We start from the raw sequence: 15,646 nt of genomic DNA on the forward strand, positions 1-15,646 counted from the left end.
ACATCTGAGGGCATGCTTGGGATAGTTTGAAAAGGATGCCCCCAGTCTAAGGCCCAACAGTTCCGTTCTCGAAAAGTCTCCCCTGCGCCGTTCCCAGCCGCCGTGAGCGCTAGGTTCTGTACGAAATCTCAGCGTTTGAGGGGCGGCAATTGGGTTTCTCGGGATTTCGTACAGAACCTAGAGCCCAGTCAAAATGTTTTTCGGCGACCCTGAGAATCTCTAGTAAAGGAAATGCCTCCCTATTCTCAACACGTCCCCCTTTGACTGAGTCGCCATCGCCCGCAAAAATGACATTAACGCAGCGCATGCCCACGCTAAAAGGAATAACGCACAGCATTGATCCACCGGCTTTGTTCATCAAAATAACCGAAGCTGCGCTGACTTCCCTCGAATATGTCCACCCCCGTACGTAGCTGCCAGTGAGCATCAACGTCGTACCGCATTTCCAAAGAAGCATATTGCGCATCCAGGCGCAGGTCCTGTGCAACGTAAGCGGTGAGGTAAAGCCGGCCCTGCCACAGCTCGCGACGTACCGCCAAGCTGATCATTTGCGTGCGATCCTGATCGACGGCACGCGCCACGGCATCCTTCCAGACGTTGTAGTACTGCATGCCGAAGAACCAGTCCCCACTCAAGTAATCCACGCCCAGCAGCAATTGCTTCTCACGGTTCTTCTTCAGCTCAACGATGCCGGTTTGTGCCTGGGAGTAACGATAGGCATCAGGTACGAAGGCCGCTTCCCCCTTGAACACCACCGGCCCTATCGGCATCGCGAATGAGCCACCAAGCAGTGTGCGACGCTTCAGTGCTTCTCGATAACTCAGACCAGCGGGTGTCAGCCGGGCGGAGTAGGTCTCTTCAGTCTGCCAGCCGTGCCAGCCATTCAGGGAGTAGTCCACCCCATGGACGTTGCCGCTCCAACGCAAGGCGGGTGTCCAGTCGGAGGGTTTACGCCAATCCGGACCATCCGCTTCGGTTTGAGGGATATTGCCCAAATAGTCGCTGACCCTGGTTTCAGCAAAACGGGCACCGCTATCGGGAAGAAGGTCCGTACGCGTCTGGGGGATCAACAGCAGCTGTAAGGATTGATCCTGGAATACCGAGCATTCACTGTTGAGCATGGCCAATGGGCGTCGTTGCTGGACATAGTCGCCGAAATAGCCTTCGCGACGGTCAAACGCATGGATCACGTCCAGGACCCTGAGCCGGTCAGCGCTGCCCCAGACGACTTGTTGTATCCCCAGCGTGGAGGTACATCGTTCGCCTTGGTATTCAGCGAAGAGTTCACGGGGCTCGACTTCGTGATAGTCGCCGTCCAGTTTATTTTCCTGCAAAGCCCTGACTTGCAACTTGTAGCGCCAGCCCGATGCATCCTGCCAGCTCCCCCCCAACAATGCGGAGTACTCGTTGAGCCCCCACTCGCCTTCGCGGGTCAACGCTTGTCGGGTTTCCAGACGACCGTTGAAATCGAGTGCGTCGAGAGCGGCGCCGTAACAGACATTACTCAGTATCCCTAATGCAAGGCCAACCTTCACTGCCGGTACGTTCATAGGCTCACCTGTGAGGCAAGCAAAGGGTCGATCTCGCGCTCTTCACCGGGCTGGATGCAATCCTGAAGACCTGCATCAATCGTTGCCCAATCGCTTGAGTAATTCGTTTGTCTGATAGGCAAACGTGTTCTTTCCCACGCGTGCAGCGCCCTCTCCAGTCGATAGTCCACCCAACGGCGACAGAATTCATCCAGCGGTTGCGACGAGAGCATCAACCAGGCAGCACATTCCCCCAACCTGAGCGTACCCGCAGATAAACGCGAGGCGGACACCTCTTCGGCAGTCCACTCCAGGATTCGTGCTCGGGTAATTTCGCCATGGACAGTCTGGTCAAGGTAGGCGATGACCGTGTGGGGTTGTTCCAGCACGCGCTGGCCGATGAAAGCCGCCAGCGTTTCCGAAGGCCCTTCGAATAAACGCGTAATACGAGCGTCGCGCCAGAGTTGTCCAATGGGATTGTTATCGCAATAGCCGCGAGCCCCTAGCATCTGCAGCGCGCTATCACTGACCTCCCCAAGCACCTCGCTGGCCAACCACTTCGTCGCTGCCAGGACCTCGGGGGGAGCATCAGGTAAGCCCTGATCCAGTCGTAGCGCCAGGTCATCGACCCAATTACCAATTGCAGTCGCTGCACAGAGCGCGTCATCAACCACACGTTGAGTATGCTCATGATCCCAAAGACGGTGACCGCCCAGGCTACGTCGGGTGCTATAGCGGATCATCAACTGAACACACCGCCATAACCCACCGACACAGGTAGCGGCAATTCCCAGCCGGCCGAACGCCATCGTGTCGCTGGCCACAGCCAGGCCTGCATAGGCACTTCCCAGGACTCGGTCCTGGTTGACCAGCGCAGCTTCAAAATGCAGTTGGTTCTGCACCATGCCTTTGAGGCCAAGCGTCATCGCTTCGCTACCCTGGCGCATACCTTGTTGCTCTGCATCTACACAGAGTCCCAGATAGCCGAGCTCACGCCCCTGGTCATCAATATGCCGGGCGAATACCGAAATGACGCCCGCCCATGCAGCCGAACCTGACCAGGACTTAGTCCCATCAAGCCTGAACACATTGCCTTCACGTTGCGCGCAGGCCGCCATGCCCAGCGGGTTGGAGCCCGCCACCCGCTCAGTCAACGCAAACGCGGCGAGCATTCGACCATTCGCCAGTTGCGGCAGGTACCGCTCTTTGATGGCTGGCGCCGCGAAGCGTTGAATAGGACGGATACCCAACCCGTTGTTGAGACCGATAAAAAAAGCCAAGGTCAGATCAATGGCGCCCAATTGACGCTGTACTCGCAGCAATTCGAAGTTGGACAAGCACAACCGGCCGCCATAGTCGGCGGGCACCTGCATTCCCAGTAAACCCCGGTTCCCGACTGCCAGCACCAAGTGCGGCGGCAGGCAACGGCGCTCATCCATGAGGCGAAAGTCCAGGCGTTTCGCCCAGTCCTGCAACCATGCATTCAACTCAGTCACAGCAGGCGTGTCCTGCCGTGCTTGAGGATCAAGCATCATCCATGCATTCAACGACTAATCTCCTATCGACTCGTCAACCAGCTTGCAGCCTCATGGACCATATGCTCCAGTGATTGTGTCGGCGCGAAGCCTAATTGCCGACGAGCCTTGTCACTTCGGTAATGAACCTGCCTGCCCAGCAACGCAACGACATCGGCCGAGAGCCTAAGGGGTATTCTCGTGAGCAATACGTCCAACGGCCGCAAAAGGGCGACGATCCATCCCAATGTACGAGGCTGCCAACGCGGTGCTTCGACGGCCATCGCAGCGGCCATGCAGGTGAATAATTCGAGATAGCTGACGTTATGAGCATTCAGGATATATCGCTCCCCGCTCTTGCCTTTGGCCATGACGGCCAGCAGCCCCCTCACCAGATCTTGCGCGCCGATGACCGCAATGCCGCCGGGTGGGATAAACGGCAGGCGTCGAAGCTGCAGATCAAGCATGACCTTGCCCCATCCATGCAGCACATCGCAGTTGGAGGCGATGACCGCAGAGGGACACGCAATGACAATATCCATGCCCGACGCACAGAAACCACGGACCTGATCTTCTGCATCACGCTTGCTGTGCATATAGGCCAGCCGAAATGCATCGCCGTTATAGATCATTGACTCGTCCGCTTCCTCGACCGGATAGCCAACGGCAGCGATGGACGATACGTGCAAGATGCGCTCGACCCCCGCGTCGCGAGCGGCCCGCAGCAAATTCACCGTGCCCTGCACGTTGACCGCAAACATACGCTTGCGCTCGCACTCGTAAGGCAGCGCCAAACCGGCGGCATGGTAGATCTGTGTGACGCCTTCAAGCGCGGACCCTAGGCTGGCGGGATCCAGAAGATCGCCTTCGCGCCAGACCAAACCTTCGCGCAGGCTCTGCAACGCTGCGGCTGGATCGTTCGGCAAGACCAGCACTGCCACGTTCTCACCCTGTTCCAGCAGCTCCCGCACGATATGACTGCCCAGGCATCCACTGGCGCCGGTGACCAGAATCATTGAGCGCCCTGCGCAGCCAGAGCCAAGGAAACATTAAGGCCACCAAACGCGAAGGAGTTTTTCAGCCACGCTTTCACATTGGCCTCGCGCGCGCCCCCTGTCACATAGTCCAAGTCGCACTCGGCATCCTGCCCCAGGTAATTGAGGGTTCCGGGAATCTGATTGTGTGTCGAGCTCATAAGCCCCCCAATCAACTCGACCACGCCCGCAGCGCCCATCAGATGACCTATCGAGGACTTGACGGATGACACGCCCAGCGAAGGCGCATGAGCGCCGAATACTTGTTTGATCGCCGCCGTTTCGCACCGGTCATTGAGTAAAGTGCCGGTGCCATGGGCGTTGATGTAACTGAATGCCTCGACGGGCAAGCCGCTGTCGGCAATGGCCTGGCGCATGGCCTGAGCAGGGCCTTCCACGGATGGCTTGAGTAGGTCGCCAGCGTCACTATTGACCCCATACCCCAACACGTGAGCCAGTATCGGTGCGCCGCGCGCTCGGGCATGCGCCAGGGTCTCCAGAACCAATACACCGCCCCCCTCGCCCAGCACCATGCCACGCCGGCCAACGGAAAATGGCCGGCAGGTATCGGGGGCCATGGCTCGCAACGCCTCCCACGCTTTCCAGACCAGTGCGTTAAGACATGCGTCAGTGCCACCTGCCATCACCAGGTCTGCATCACCGCATCGCAACAACCGATAAGCCTCGCCAATCGCCTGTGTGGAAGAGGCACACGCGGTGCTGACGGTGAGCGCCGGGCCCTTGAAACCGTATTTCAGGCTTATGTGACTGGCTGCGGCATTCGCCATGACCCGGGGCACCGTCCACGGCGCGAGTGTAGCGCTGCCGGCCTGATAGAGATCCAGATAGGCGCTGTGCAACGACTCGCTGCCACCCACGGCGGTGCCCATGTAGACCGCGCACCTGTAGGGGTCAACCGTTGCCGGGTTGAGACCGGCCATGGCCAGCGCCTCTGCCGCCGACAGCAGTGCAAACTGGCTCGCGCGGTCTAACAGTAACAACTCATTGGCCGTGAACAGGCCATCAAGTGCATCCCCCGGCAACGCCCCCGCGTTACATGTTCCGCCGACAACGTCGATCAAACGAGGCACTGGTGCGATCGCACATTGTCCTGTGGCCAACCCCTCCCAAAGACGCGCTCGACCCACACCAAACGGTGACACACACCCCGCTCCGGTGATGACAACTGTGTTCATGAAACCGCTCACTTGGAGGCCAGCCGTTCAGCAAGTATTTCCACCAGGCGAGACACGGAGCTGATATCGGTATGGCTGTACGCTGATAAATTGACAGCGAATCGCTTTTCAATTGCGTAGGTGAGCTTCAGTACGTCCAGCGAGTCGAGCCCCAGCTCTTCGATGCTCAGTTGCGTATCCAGCTCAGTGATATCCAGTTCCAGCGTGCTGGCGAGCAACTCCAGCACCAGGGTTTGCAGCGATTCAGTCGACATACGGGGACTCTCGGGATCAGTGTTCAGTGCGCAAGGCACGTTGAGTGAATTCAGCATCCGAGATGCCAGGGTTGATGCTCACTTTCTCGACAATCATCCGCGTGCTCTTATTGGCTGCCAGATTGTGCATGGTCTGGGCCGTAGGCCTGCTGAATCCGTCGACAACTTGCAAGCCGTCGCTTTTAAGCTGTTTGACCAGCACCCCCTGGCGGTCAAAGTAATCCACCTGCACCGGGTAACGGCTCTTCTCTTCCAGGTAATAGACCTTGCGTGAATAGCCGGAAATATCTGCCTCTTCGCTACGCGCCTTCGCTTCAATCTGCCGGCATGCCGGCCAACTGAGGCAGGGCTGGGAGGTCGCGAGGCTGGTGAACGTGTAGTTCAGCAGCTTGTAGTCCTCAAAGTCTTCATAGGTGAAGTCTGTACCCATGAACCAGTTCTGCTTTTGAGAACCGGCCAGTCGTCTCAAACTTTTGGTCGAAGGGGTATAAGACCAGATGTCGTTCGCGGCTTTTCCACTGTCCTCGATTAACAGCGCAACATTCTTGACGGCCGCGGGCGCGGTGAACCGTACCAGGGTGCCCATGCGGTCGCTCATACGCTTGTCCAAGCGACTCAGTTGGCGTGTAAAGGTCAGCCGCTCGCCCTCGAACAGCTCCATGCGATAGTCGACTTTTTCGTCCTGTGCCTTCATACGGCGATCAGAATCCTGCATGACCGCCAGCGCATCGTCGGCGAAGGCTGGCCATGTGCAAAGCATTAAAAGAGGCAAGGCAGTTAGCAGTTTGCTGTTCATCCAAAATTCCTGAGCTTGAGCGTGTCTACCGCGGGAATACGCAATACATGACGAATGGCAGGCATTGCTGCGAATGGAATAATCACCAAGGCGGGCAGGATGACTCTCCAGAAATCACTGAAGGCGGGGTCGGTATTGATCTTGAACCAGACGTCCGTCAGGCGATGATTGAGGACGCCTCCGAGACCATAGCCCAGGGGGATGGACACCACGCCAGCAAGCAGCGCAACGCTGAAGGTTTCGCAAAGCATGATGAGCGACACACTTCGGTCGCTGAAACCGAGAATTCTCAACACGCCATATTCGCCGCGACGCCCCACGATGCTGAAGTTCATGCTGGTCACCGCAAACAGCAGTGCAATCGCAATACTCATCAACGCCGAGATGTGAATGATCACCCAGATATGCGAACTGATCTCCAGGATGGAGGCGACTATGTTCTGCTTGGACGTAACCCGTACCACGCCTGCCAACTCATAGATTCTCGCATCGTCCAGGCCACTGCTCCCCGCATCCACCAGGTACGCGCCGGTAAACTGCTCATCCAGTGACAGCATTTGCTGAGCGAAGCGGCGCGTCGTAATCACTTCACCCGGCAGCGCCCCGGAAAACACCCCGACGACCTTGGCCGGATAGACGTTTCCTCGCACTTTTAGATTCAAACGGTCACCTGGGTGGACGTCATGGGCGATGGCGATGCGGCGTTCAATAACCAGCGCGTCAAGATCGCCGTCCAACAACATCCGGCCTTCCATCAGGTTTACGTGACGCACGCTGTCTGCCGGCTCGATACCCAGGAGACTGGCGTTATCCAGCTGCCCTTCGCCCAGAACCTGCGCCCCGCCCTTGACGAACGTCGACCAGCGACTGCCTGACGCCAGGCCTTCGAGACGGCCGATATCTTCATCCCACCAGGGCACATCCAGATCGACCACGCGACTCCAGTTGTCGCGCTCCACGTTGCTGATCGCGGTTCGCTCCATGGACGTCAGGGAAATATAGAAGGCAATGGTGATTGCGATACTCGCCGACATTGCCAGCACCGTGACCAGGCTGATGCGCCAGCTGCGCAGCAAGTTGCGCAACGAATAACGAAACCAGAACGGTCCTCCGATATGACGCAGACAGGCGACCATGCGCAGCGCAAACGCTTGCTCCTGACCTGCGCCAACGTCACGCAGGGCGTCCATCGGCGTGATGCGAATGATCGAGCGCATCGGCAAGTACATGCCCAGGGCGACGGTGCAGCACAACAATAATCCGGCTCGCCATAGATAAGCTGGCTTGAACATCAACTGTGGCTCGGGCATGCCGATGGCGCGTGCATAGTTCCAGCCGAATGCATACATATCAAACAGCGCCAGGCCGCAACCCAGCACCAAAGCGAGCACAATCAGCATCAGCGCAGGCAGGCTGTAAGCGCAAACGACCTGTCGACGCGTATAGCCCAGCGTGAGAAACATCGCGATCAATGGGCGTTCTTCCTTGGCCCATTGGAACATGAGGAAAAACACCACCAGGGTCGATGACAGCGCAAAAATCAGCACAACCGTAGGCAGGAAAACCTTGAAGGTATTGAGGTCCAACTCGAGGAACTTTTGGCTGAACTGCTCCTGGCGCGGCAGCACGTAATCGACGGCCAGACGCGACTGCGCTCGCGCGGTAATGCGCTGCTTGACCTCATTCATCGACGCATGCGGCGACACGCTGAACAACAAGCTGTTGCTGGCTGAAAAACCCAACTGCTGGCGCATGAGCCCCTGGTCAGCAAACAACACACACAGGGAGCCGTTGCTGGGCACGTACACACTGGGGTTCAGCGGCGCGACCAGATACTCCGGGCTTTCAACGATGCCGATAACCTCCACCGGATACCTGGCAGCGCCGGCAATAAAATCAAAACGGTCACCCACGCCCTTCCCATGGAATTTCGCACAGTTACGCTCAAGGGCAATCCCTGCAACATCCGCTGCATTCGGCAGGCGACCTTGCAAGACCTTCAGTCGATTGACCGCCGAGAAATCCGCTGCGTCGGCACTCACCATCAATCCTGCGACCGGCTGATTACCGCCCAAAGGCGCCAACCCTGGCATCAGTAAGCGGTGATGGGTCGCGGTTACGCCGGCAATGTCATCAAATGCCGGGAGGTTGATCAGATCGTCCGGCGCAAAGATGACTTCCAGATCGGCCATCGATGCGTGGGACTGAATGTCCTCCACCGTATCGAACAGACTGTCGATCGCCGAATAGGCACCCACCAGCACACCAAAGGTCGAGGCACAGATCAGTGCGATGGTCAGCAAGCGATAGCGAATGACCAGAACCGAGCGAAGCACATGCCGCATCAGCATGTTCATGGTTCGGCCCTGTGCAGGTTGCCGGAGCGCATCTCGTAGACGTCATCGGCGTGCTGCCCAAGTGCGGGGTTGTGCGTGACGATGACCACCGTGACCTGCTTCTCTTCCTGCATCTGACGCAGCAGTTCGAAAACACGCATGCCTGTCTCTTCGTCAAGACTGCCGGTGGGCTCGTCCGCGAGAATCAACTGAGGTTCCTTGATAAGCGCTCGCGCAATAGCGACCCGCTGTTGCTGGCCCCCGGAGAGTTTTGAAGGGAATTTTTCGGCGTGTTCGTGCAGACCGACTTTGCGCAAATATTCCTGCGCGCGCGCATGATCCTGCAAAGTGACTGAGCGGATCGGTTCAAGCCCAGTCAGCACGTTTTCCTTCACTGTCAACGTCGGGATCAAGTTGTGAAACTGGAAGATGAACCCTACCCGCTCCGCCCTGAAACGCGTCAATGCCTTGAAGTCCATGGCGTTCAGGCGTGCGTCTGCGACCTGGACCAGTCCCTCATCCACACGATCCAAACCGCCCAGCACGTTGAGCAGCGTGGTTTTGCCCGAGCCTGATACACCTCTGATCACCGTCATGCTGGCGCGAGGTATCGTCAGGTTGATGTCATTGAGCACTAAACTGCGCCCGTCGCCGCTGGGGTAGAATTTTTTCAGTCCCACAAGAGAAATCAAGGGGTTATCCATTTCGATTACAGCTCCAGTTCAACCCGGGGTTTGGTCTAGATTGAGTCCGAAAACACCGTAGCGCTTGGTCCGACGCATTCCGACATTACGTGCAAGTACGTAGCTGGAAGGATTGCGGTCGTCGATCCACATGGTGTCAACACGTTGAAAGCGCGGTTCGGCGTAACGCACGATCTCATCGCCGATCAACCGGCCTAGACCACTTCCCTGGACAGATGGGTCGGCACCGATAAGTGCGATGACACCACCGGTGACGCCGCGCTTGTAACGATTTAGCTTGAACAGGTCGAACAGACCGAAATGCCCCTTGAGCCGACTCAAGATCTGGTTGAGGTCCGGCAAAATCAGGAAAAATGCTACGGCCCGGCCGTCCAACTCAATAAGCTTGATGCCTTCCAGATCGATAAACGTCTTCACACTATCGATCTGGAATTTGAAACTGGCCTTGGAGATCGGCGCGACCTCATAGTTCTCGGCAAATGCACTGTTGAACAAACAGCGGATCTCCTCCAGATTCGAACGCAAGTCAGCCCGCGTAGCACTGCGCACACTGAACTGGCTACCTGGCAATACTTTTTCACTGCGGCTGGCCTTGCGTCGCGCACGGTACTGCTCCACGTCAACCCCATACGTGCTGAAGGTGAAAGCCAGATCGAAACCCGCCTGCTTGAGAGCGTCGGCGTACCAAAGCGGGTTATAGGTTTGCAGCAACGTGGGAGGCCGGCCGTCGATGTTCTCGAGTAACAACGCAGCATCCTGTGTCGAGGTATAACTGTAAGGCCCCAGTAACCTCGATTTGCCACGCGCTCTCGCCCATTTACCTACCGCATCGAATAATGCCCGCGTGACGGCGGGGTCTGACGCGACTTCAAAAAAACCGAAAAAAACGTGCTCATGACCAAAGCGCAGGTTGTATGCCGCGTGAATACATACGCTGACTCGACCCTGGGCCTGACCTTGATCATCCAGCGCCAGAAAATGCTCAATCTGCGCTTCGCGAAAGAAGGGGTTATGTCGTGGTGACAATATCCGTTTCATGTCGCTGCGTAAGGGCGCAACCCAGTGCTGGTCGTCGGCGTACAGACGAAAAGGCAGGTCGATAAACTGCCTTAACCGCTTTGCCGTATCCACTGCTTCGACAGTAATCATGAGAGGTCCAAAAGCTGTTGCATGTTGCGGTGACGTGCTTCAAATATCCGGTCCATATAGGCGTCGACAAATAACCACTCAAACAACGCACCGCCTATTGCGTGATAAGTCACTCGATCCGTATACAGCGTCCCCCCGGCAGCGGATTCAACGCGATGCTCATGCCGGAACGCACTCAGGGGCCCCTTGATCATTTCATCAATGAAATACTCGTTGTCTTTGACTTCGCGGATGCCAACGGTCCAATTGGCAGGGATAAACCCGAACATCCAATGCCGGAAACGGAATTGACGCCCTTGCTCGATCCGCAGGTCAGCAATATCTATGTTTCCAAGTGGGGTAACGCGCTCAGGGAAGATCTTCGGGAAGTTCACACCTTCCATGCAGAAGTCGAATACCTCGGCACAGCTACGCCCCTTGATGAGGGTGGTTTTTTCCAATACGGGCATACTCGGATCCTCTCTTAGATGGTTTCGACAGCGGTAGCGGTGCTGAATCGTTCGGCGTATCTGCGCCACTGATCGGGATCGAGGGCTTTATCAAAACTGCGAAATCCAGCCAGCATGAAACCGTGGCGCACGGACAACGATTGAACCAATTCAAGGTCATCATTGCTGAGGTCCAGACCAAGGCTCGTGTGGCAGGAAATACCTTCGAGGGCGAGCATCATGGTTTCGGCCATGCAGGCGTATGCGAGGTCTTGCGGGATACCGTAACGTGAACCCAAGCGTGCTTCTCCGGGCATTTCGACAATGCCACCGTCAAGCACCAGCACGTCCGGCCGGCGACTTGAGATATCCTGGCTGACATTGGCAGGTCGGGAGATGTCACACAGGATGGCACCTTCGGCGATGTCGTCGGCGCTGATAAAACGCTCGGCGCTGTTAGTCGCAATCAGTACCAAGTCAGCGTCGGCCAACGAAAGGTTGATGTCGTTACTCCAGCGCAGCGCGGTACGCTCACCGTTTTCAGTCACCAACAAGGCTGCGAGATCCGCGCTATCGTGTTCGTTCAAACGCTCAGCGATTCCGGCAAGTACGCTGCCGGGCGCCGGCACGCCCTGCGTGCAGAAGTTCACCAACTGAGTAATGACAGAGGCAAAGCGCGGCGTGTTGAACCGTGCACTCATCGGGTTACCCACCAGAGTGACCTGTCCGGCCTGCATCGCAATCAACCGCGCGATGGCCGAGCCTATGCTTCCGGTGGCACCAATAACCGCAACGCGCATGTCCTGCATACGGCGCCCTGTCATTTCAACTGCGCGGCACGATGCCTCGACCGCTGTAAGCAGCGTGTAACTGTTACCCGTCGTCAGGGCCACGCCTTTATCCAACAAACGCAAGCCACCACCGGTCACGATTGAGGTATGCCCTCCTAGCCCGACCAACGTTGCACCGCGTTGCTTGGCCATGTCGATGGCCTGGCCGATCAGTTCACAGGATTCCTCAACGGGCATCGCCGCAAACTGCGCCGCGGAGCGTGGCACCATGATCAGATCACCGGTCACTCTGCGACCGGTGGCAGGCGATGTAAGCTCGACCGTAGAGACGAAAAATGGGTCCATCAACGGATTCAGGCGCTCTTCAAGCATGCGCAACGACTGTTGAGAATAATGACTCAGGCTTTCATCGAATTCGGCATAGTTCGAGAGCTCCAGGGGATGCAGAACAAATGCAAAATGGTTATCAGGCACTGCCTCGGTAAAGCTGATCTGATGCAGCGGCGCTGGCGGTGGTCCCGACGAGCAGGGCTGAGCATCAAGCAGATGCGCAAGTAATGTGCCCGTACGCCCCTCCTCCACCCATTGCAGCGTGCGAGCCAGCGCCTGGATAAACACTTCACACTCGGCTCGCCCGGCAATGAGCGGAGGCTCGACACGCATCACGTTCGCGCCGTTGAGGGTCGGTGCAACGCGTACACCTTCAACATTGAGCAGGTAGCTTGCGAGAATGGGAACAAGGCTTTCCTGCTCCCCCATGATGCCGGTGAAGCCGCCGTAGAATTGCGGATAGTGACTGCGATCAAGATCAAACTCGATGCCGATCAGGTAGCCCGCACCGCGTACTTCCTTGATGAACGAGGCGTGTCTTGCCGCCAGCTCGTTGAGCTGTTCCAGCAGGTAGCGTCCGTTATCTCGCACGCTGTCCAGCAGGTCTTGACGTTCGTCCAGTAGATCCAGCACTTTCAGCCCGATGCGACAGGCCAGTGTGTTCCCGCCGAAAGTAGATGAGTGCTTGTTCTGGAAGTCTTCGCTGTACGCGTTCTTGCTGATCAGGCAGGCACCGATCGGCATGACCCCGCCGCCCAGGGCTTTCGCCAGCAGCAGGCAGTCCGCTTGCACCCCCGCACTGGCGAACATCTGCCCGGTGCGTCCCAGTCCGGTTTGAACCTCATCGATAATCAACAGGGTGCCGCTGCGATCACAGGCGGCCCTGATTTGCTGCAAGTACTCGGGCGGCGGCAGATTGATTCCACCCTCGCCCTGTACCGGTTCAATGATTACTGCAGCGTAGGCGTCAGGGTGGCGCTGTAATTGGTCTTCAAGGGCCTGAATGTCCCCATAGTCAACAAAATCAAAACCAGGCAACGGCGCTTGGAAACCTTCCTGATATTTATCCGAGCCTGTCGCTGAGAGCGCTCCGAGCGTCTTGCCATGGAAACTCTGGTGGGTCGACAAAATGCGCTTGCGGCCTGTCTTGATAAGGCAGGCTTTAAGTGCCGCCTCTACCGTTTCGGCGCCACTGTTTTGAAAGGTCACGCTTCGGTAATCGCCTGGCGCGATTGCTAATAGTCGTTGTGCCAGCAACCCACTTGCCGCCAGGGAGGATGGCTGCACAAAGATCGGTTCCCGACTCAGTTGAAAGCTGGCCAGTTCGGCCAGCAACGCGTCCGGACTATGGCCGAATGGCAGCGCACCGTACGCACCGAGAAAATCCAGGTAAGCCCGTCCTTGTGCGTCATAGAGGTAGCAGCCCTCGCCGCGTACAAACGTTTTGTCGAGCCCTACCCGACGAATCAATTCGCCGACCGCAGGATTCACATGCTGCTCAAATGGACTGATTTGCTGCCAACGGCTCATGAAAGATTCTCTGTGCTGTAGGGTGACGAAACGGGCGATAGCCGACCCGCTGTCTGTCGATAAAGATCCGCCGCCACACCCTCGGCCACCATGATTCGTTCATGGGCGGGTCTCAAAGAGTGATAGGGCAATGCCGGAAAAAGATGATGCATGGCGTGATAGCGTTGGCTCAGGGGCTCAAGCAGTTCCAGCCAACTTCCCTGGCGATCATGGGTCGACGAATCGGCCAATTGCCATTGAAGTGATACCGGTTCACCGCTGGATGCATACCGATGCGCCAGGCATGTACGGAACATGTTGATGAACAACACACCATAAATGACGGCAAGGAACAGGCCGACACGCGACCACGGCAACATCTCTGAGCCTGCTGCTGCGATCAGCCCCCACGCATAAAGGCTGGTCGCTATCTCCAGCAGGTAGTTGTAGCCGCGCGCGCTGCGAAAACGCGTCGCCGTGTTTCGGTAGGCGGCATGTAAGGTGACCGCACTGTATCGCTCGATGACCCGTCGACGCAGCGGCGCAATGCACCAAGAGGCCGGGCCAAGTACTGCAAAACGGACCAACAGCAATAGCGGCGTAAAAAGCGTACCGACCAATAAGGTGATCACACTGCGGCCAAACTGCTGCTCAAAGGGCAGGTACTCTGGATCCTGGCGAGTGCCGTAGCGCCCGAGGGTATGGTGGTCGATATGGCTCAAATACAAAAACGATGGCAACAGCAGTGGGATACCACACGCCAGGTTCCACATCAGGTTGAACCCGGGTACAGCGCGGCGCGGCATATGGCTCAGCTCATGAATGAACATGGCCGACCGGTAAAGCGTGAACACCGCCGTGCCATACCATAACGACCAAGTCACAGAACCGGCGCCTTCCAGCATGGACAGTGCGACCCAGAACAATCCGATGCTCAACCCGAAGTCCAAGCGATAGCGCCATGCATGATGGCGTCGCAAGTCCTCGATCAATGGGCGCAACTCGTCCACGAAGGTACGCCCGTCCAGGTTTGCGACAGGCTTCACCGACGTTTCCAAATGACACCATCCAGGTAGAAGTGGTGCAGAACGATGATCAGCGGTACCAGCCCTACGGAAGGCATCTCCAGGCTGAGCACCAACAGACTGGCCAGCCCCAGCGTACTGAACCAGATCCACGGTTTAGCCCCCATCCGCTTGACCCAACCGTGTGCAACACCCAAGGCGCCTGTGACGGCTGGCTGGGTTTCCGTTCGGCGCAGTCCAGCCATTACGGTAGACGTGCACACCAAGTGGTATTGCAGCGCGTGGATGCTGGTACCGATCAAAATAAGCGCGTACAGATCGCTCACCAGCAGGTAAGCGGCGTTATACAGCCCCAGCGAAACCGCCAGCATGACCAGTACGAACCGCGGCAAGCCTTCTTGATGACGCTGCTGTCGCCGCTCGGCAACCAGAAATTGAAGCGTCGTGCCTGCGAATACAGCGTATGCCAACCAAGCCCAGAACGGCGCGAGTGCCGGCGTTGGAATTGAGATGTTCGCAAACGGCAGCGTCTGCTCAAACAGTTCGTAGTTTCCAAAATGAAAACCACCGTGAGTGATGCGATAAATCAGCGGCGCAGCAAACCCGGCCAATACCATGTTGCGAATCGGCAAAGTGGAATGTTTATACCCGGCTTTCTTCGCATAAAGTGCCGCCACACCAAAATGCTGTTTACACACATGATAGGGCTGCCAATAAACCCAGATCGCCACAAGCCAAGGTAAAGCATTCAGGCTGTAGAGGGCGAGGCACAAGACACTGATAACAACTAATCCCGCCCAGAATTGCACTTTGTGCCGCTGATACTCCAGCGGCTCAGCGAACAATCGAACGTGCGTATGCAGCACATGGGGAATATCTAGGAACAGCGCAAACAACAACGCGCCCACCAGAAACGCCGGTCCCTGCATAATAGCCAGTATCAGCGCGACCGAAATCAATGGGCCTCCAACCAGAATAGCCAGCGTGTCGACCTTGGCACTGACGAACCACGGCATTTTTACAGACGTATTAGTGGACATTGACGCCCCCT

13 protein-coding genes are annotated in these 15,646 nt (G+C 57.2%); all 13 read right to left on the minus strand.

Annotation, left to right across the window (positions count from 1 at the left end; genetic code table 11):
* Positions 1-314: 314 nt before the first annotated feature.
* From BLP82_RS01175 to BLP82_RS01235, 13 genes are read right to left on the minus strand one after another with little or no spacing between them, the layout of a single operon-like run.
* A complete protein-coding gene (locus tag BLP82_RS01175) occupies positions 315-1,550 on the minus strand; it encodes a hypothetical protein (protein ID WP_139197791.1) in 1,236 nt (411 codons plus the stop codon).
* Complete coding sequence (locus tag BLP82_RS01180) at positions 1,547-3,076, minus strand: acyl-CoA dehydrogenase family protein (RefSeq protein ID WP_139197792.1); 1,530 nt, start codon at positions 3,074-3,076, stop codon at positions 1,547-1,549. Before BLP82_RS01180 ends, BLP82_RS01175 begins: the two co-directional genes overlap by 4 nt.
* Positions 3,077-3,087: 11 nt before the next feature.
* Positions 3,088-4,059 carry an SDR family NAD(P)-dependent oxidoreductase gene (locus BLP82_RS01185; RefSeq protein WP_092164621.1) on the minus strand — a complete coding sequence of 324 codons (972 nt, stop codon included), beginning with the start codon at positions 4,057-4,059 and terminating at the stop codon, positions 3,088-3,090.
* The gene (locus BLP82_RS01190) at positions 4,056-5,273 is read right to left on the minus strand and encodes a beta-ketoacyl-[acyl-carrier-protein] synthase family protein (protein WP_092164622.1); all 1,218 of its coding nucleotides are present in this window, start codon (positions 5,271-5,273) and stop codon (positions 4,056-4,058) included. The genes BLP82_RS01185 and BLP82_RS01190 overlap by 4 nt, the downstream gene beginning before the upstream one ends.
* 8 nt (positions 5,274-5,281) lie before the next feature.
* Complete coding sequence (locus BLP82_RS01195; RefSeq protein WP_060742439.1) at positions 5,282-5,527, minus strand: acyl carrier protein; 246 nt, start codon at positions 5,525-5,527, stop codon at positions 5,282-5,284.
* Between the two features lie 16 nt (positions 5,528-5,543).
* Positions 5,544-6,323, minus strand: a complete 780-nt coding sequence (locus tag BLP82_RS01200; RefSeq protein WP_060742440.1) for an outer membrane lipoprotein-sorting protein — start codon at positions 6,321-6,323, stop codon at positions 5,544-5,546.
* On the minus strand, positions 6,320-8,680 hold the full coding sequence (locus BLP82_RS01205) for an ABC transporter permease (RefSeq protein WP_092164623.1): 2,361 nt from the start codon (positions 8,678-8,680) through the stop codon (positions 6,320-6,322). Before BLP82_RS01205 ends, BLP82_RS01200 begins: the two co-directional genes overlap by 4 nt.
* Positions 8,677-9,363: an ABC transporter ATP-binding protein gene (locus BLP82_RS01210; protein WP_060742442.1), complete on the minus strand. Its 687-nt coding sequence runs from the start codon at positions 9,361-9,363 to the stop codon at positions 8,677-8,679. The genes BLP82_RS01205 and BLP82_RS01210 overlap by 4 nt, the downstream gene beginning before the upstream one ends.
* Positions 9,364-9,381: 18 nt before the next feature.
* Positions 9,382-10,512 carry a hypothetical protein gene (locus BLP82_RS01215; protein WP_092164624.1) on the minus strand — a complete coding sequence of 377 codons (1,131 nt, stop codon included), beginning with the start codon at positions 10,510-10,512 and terminating at the stop codon, positions 9,382-9,384.
* On the minus strand, positions 10,509-10,961 hold the full coding sequence (locus tag BLP82_RS01220) for an SRPBCC family protein (protein WP_060742444.1): 453 nt from the start codon (positions 10,959-10,961) through the stop codon (positions 10,509-10,511). The genes BLP82_RS01215 and BLP82_RS01220 overlap by 4 nt, the downstream gene beginning before the upstream one ends.
* Before the next feature lie 14 nt (positions 10,962-10,975).
* Positions 10,976-13,591 (minus strand): aminotransferase class III-fold pyridoxal phosphate-dependent enzyme, encoded by a 2,616-nt coding sequence (locus BLP82_RS01225; RefSeq protein WP_092164626.1) that lies wholly within the window; start codon positions 13,589-13,591, stop codon positions 10,976-10,978.
* The gene (locus BLP82_RS01230; RefSeq protein ID WP_139197793.1) at positions 13,588-14,628 is read right to left on the minus strand and encodes a fatty acid desaturase family protein; all 1,041 of its coding nucleotides are present in this window, start codon (positions 14,626-14,628) and stop codon (positions 13,588-13,590) included. Before BLP82_RS01230 ends, BLP82_RS01225 begins: the two co-directional genes overlap by 4 nt.
* On the minus strand, positions 14,613-15,635 hold the full coding sequence (locus BLP82_RS01235) for a hypothetical protein (RefSeq protein WP_092164630.1): 1,023 nt from the start codon (positions 15,633-15,635) through the stop codon (positions 14,613-14,615). The genes BLP82_RS01230 and BLP82_RS01235 overlap by 16 nt, the downstream gene beginning before the upstream one ends.
* Positions 15,636-15,646: the final 11 nt, after the last annotated feature.

The sequence above is a fragment of the Pseudomonas sp. NFACC37-1 genome, from assembly GCF_900101575.1.
Taxonomy (GTDB): Bacteria; Pseudomonadota; Gammaproteobacteria; order Pseudomonadales; family Pseudomonadaceae; genus Aquipseudomonas; species Aquipseudomonas fluorescens_AA.

Bases quoted from the DNA above. Each gene is read 5' to 3' on its own strand.
- BLP82_RS01225 (WP_092164626.1), bottom strand. From the start codon at position 13,591: ATGAGCCGTTGGCAGCAAATCAGTCCATTTGAGCAGCATGTGAATCCT.
- BLP82_RS01210 (WP_060742442.1), bottom strand. From the start codon at position 9,363: ATGGATAACCCCTTGATTTCTCTTGTGGGACTGAAAAAATTCTACCCC.
- BLP82_RS01200 (WP_060742440.1), bottom strand. From the start codon at position 6,323: ATGAACAGCAAACTGCTAACTGCCTTGCCTCTTTTAATGCTTTGCACA.
- BLP82_RS01215 (WP_092164624.1), bottom strand. From the start codon at position 10,512: ATGATTACTGTCGAAGCAGTGGATACGGCAAAGCGGTTAAGGCAGTTT.
- BLP82_RS01195 (WP_060742439.1), bottom strand. From the start codon at position 5,527: ATGTCGACTGAATCGCTGCAAACCCTGGTGCTGGAGTTGCTCGCCAGC.
- BLP82_RS01190 (WP_092164622.1), bottom strand. From the start codon at position 5,273: ATGAACACAGTTGTCATCACCGGAGCGGGGTGTGTGTCACCGTTTGGT.
- BLP82_RS01220 (WP_060742444.1), bottom strand. From the start codon at position 10,961: ATGCCCGTATTGGAAAAAACCACCCTCATCAAGGGGCGTAGCTGTGCC.
- BLP82_RS01235 (WP_092164630.1), bottom strand. From the start codon at position 15,635: ATGTCCACTAATACGTCTGTAAAAATGCCGTGGTTCGTCAGTGCCAAG.
- BLP82_RS01185 (WP_092164621.1), bottom strand. From the start codon at position 4,059: ATGATTCTGGTCACCGGCGCCAGTGGATGCCTGGGCAGTCATATCGTG.
- BLP82_RS01205 (WP_092164623.1), bottom strand. From the start codon at position 8,680: ATGAACATGCTGATGCGGCATGTGCTTCGCTCGGTTCTGGTCATTCGC.
- BLP82_RS01175 (WP_139197791.1), bottom strand. From the start codon at position 1,550: ATGAACGTACCGGCAGTGAAGGTTGGCCTTGCATTAGGGATACTGAGT.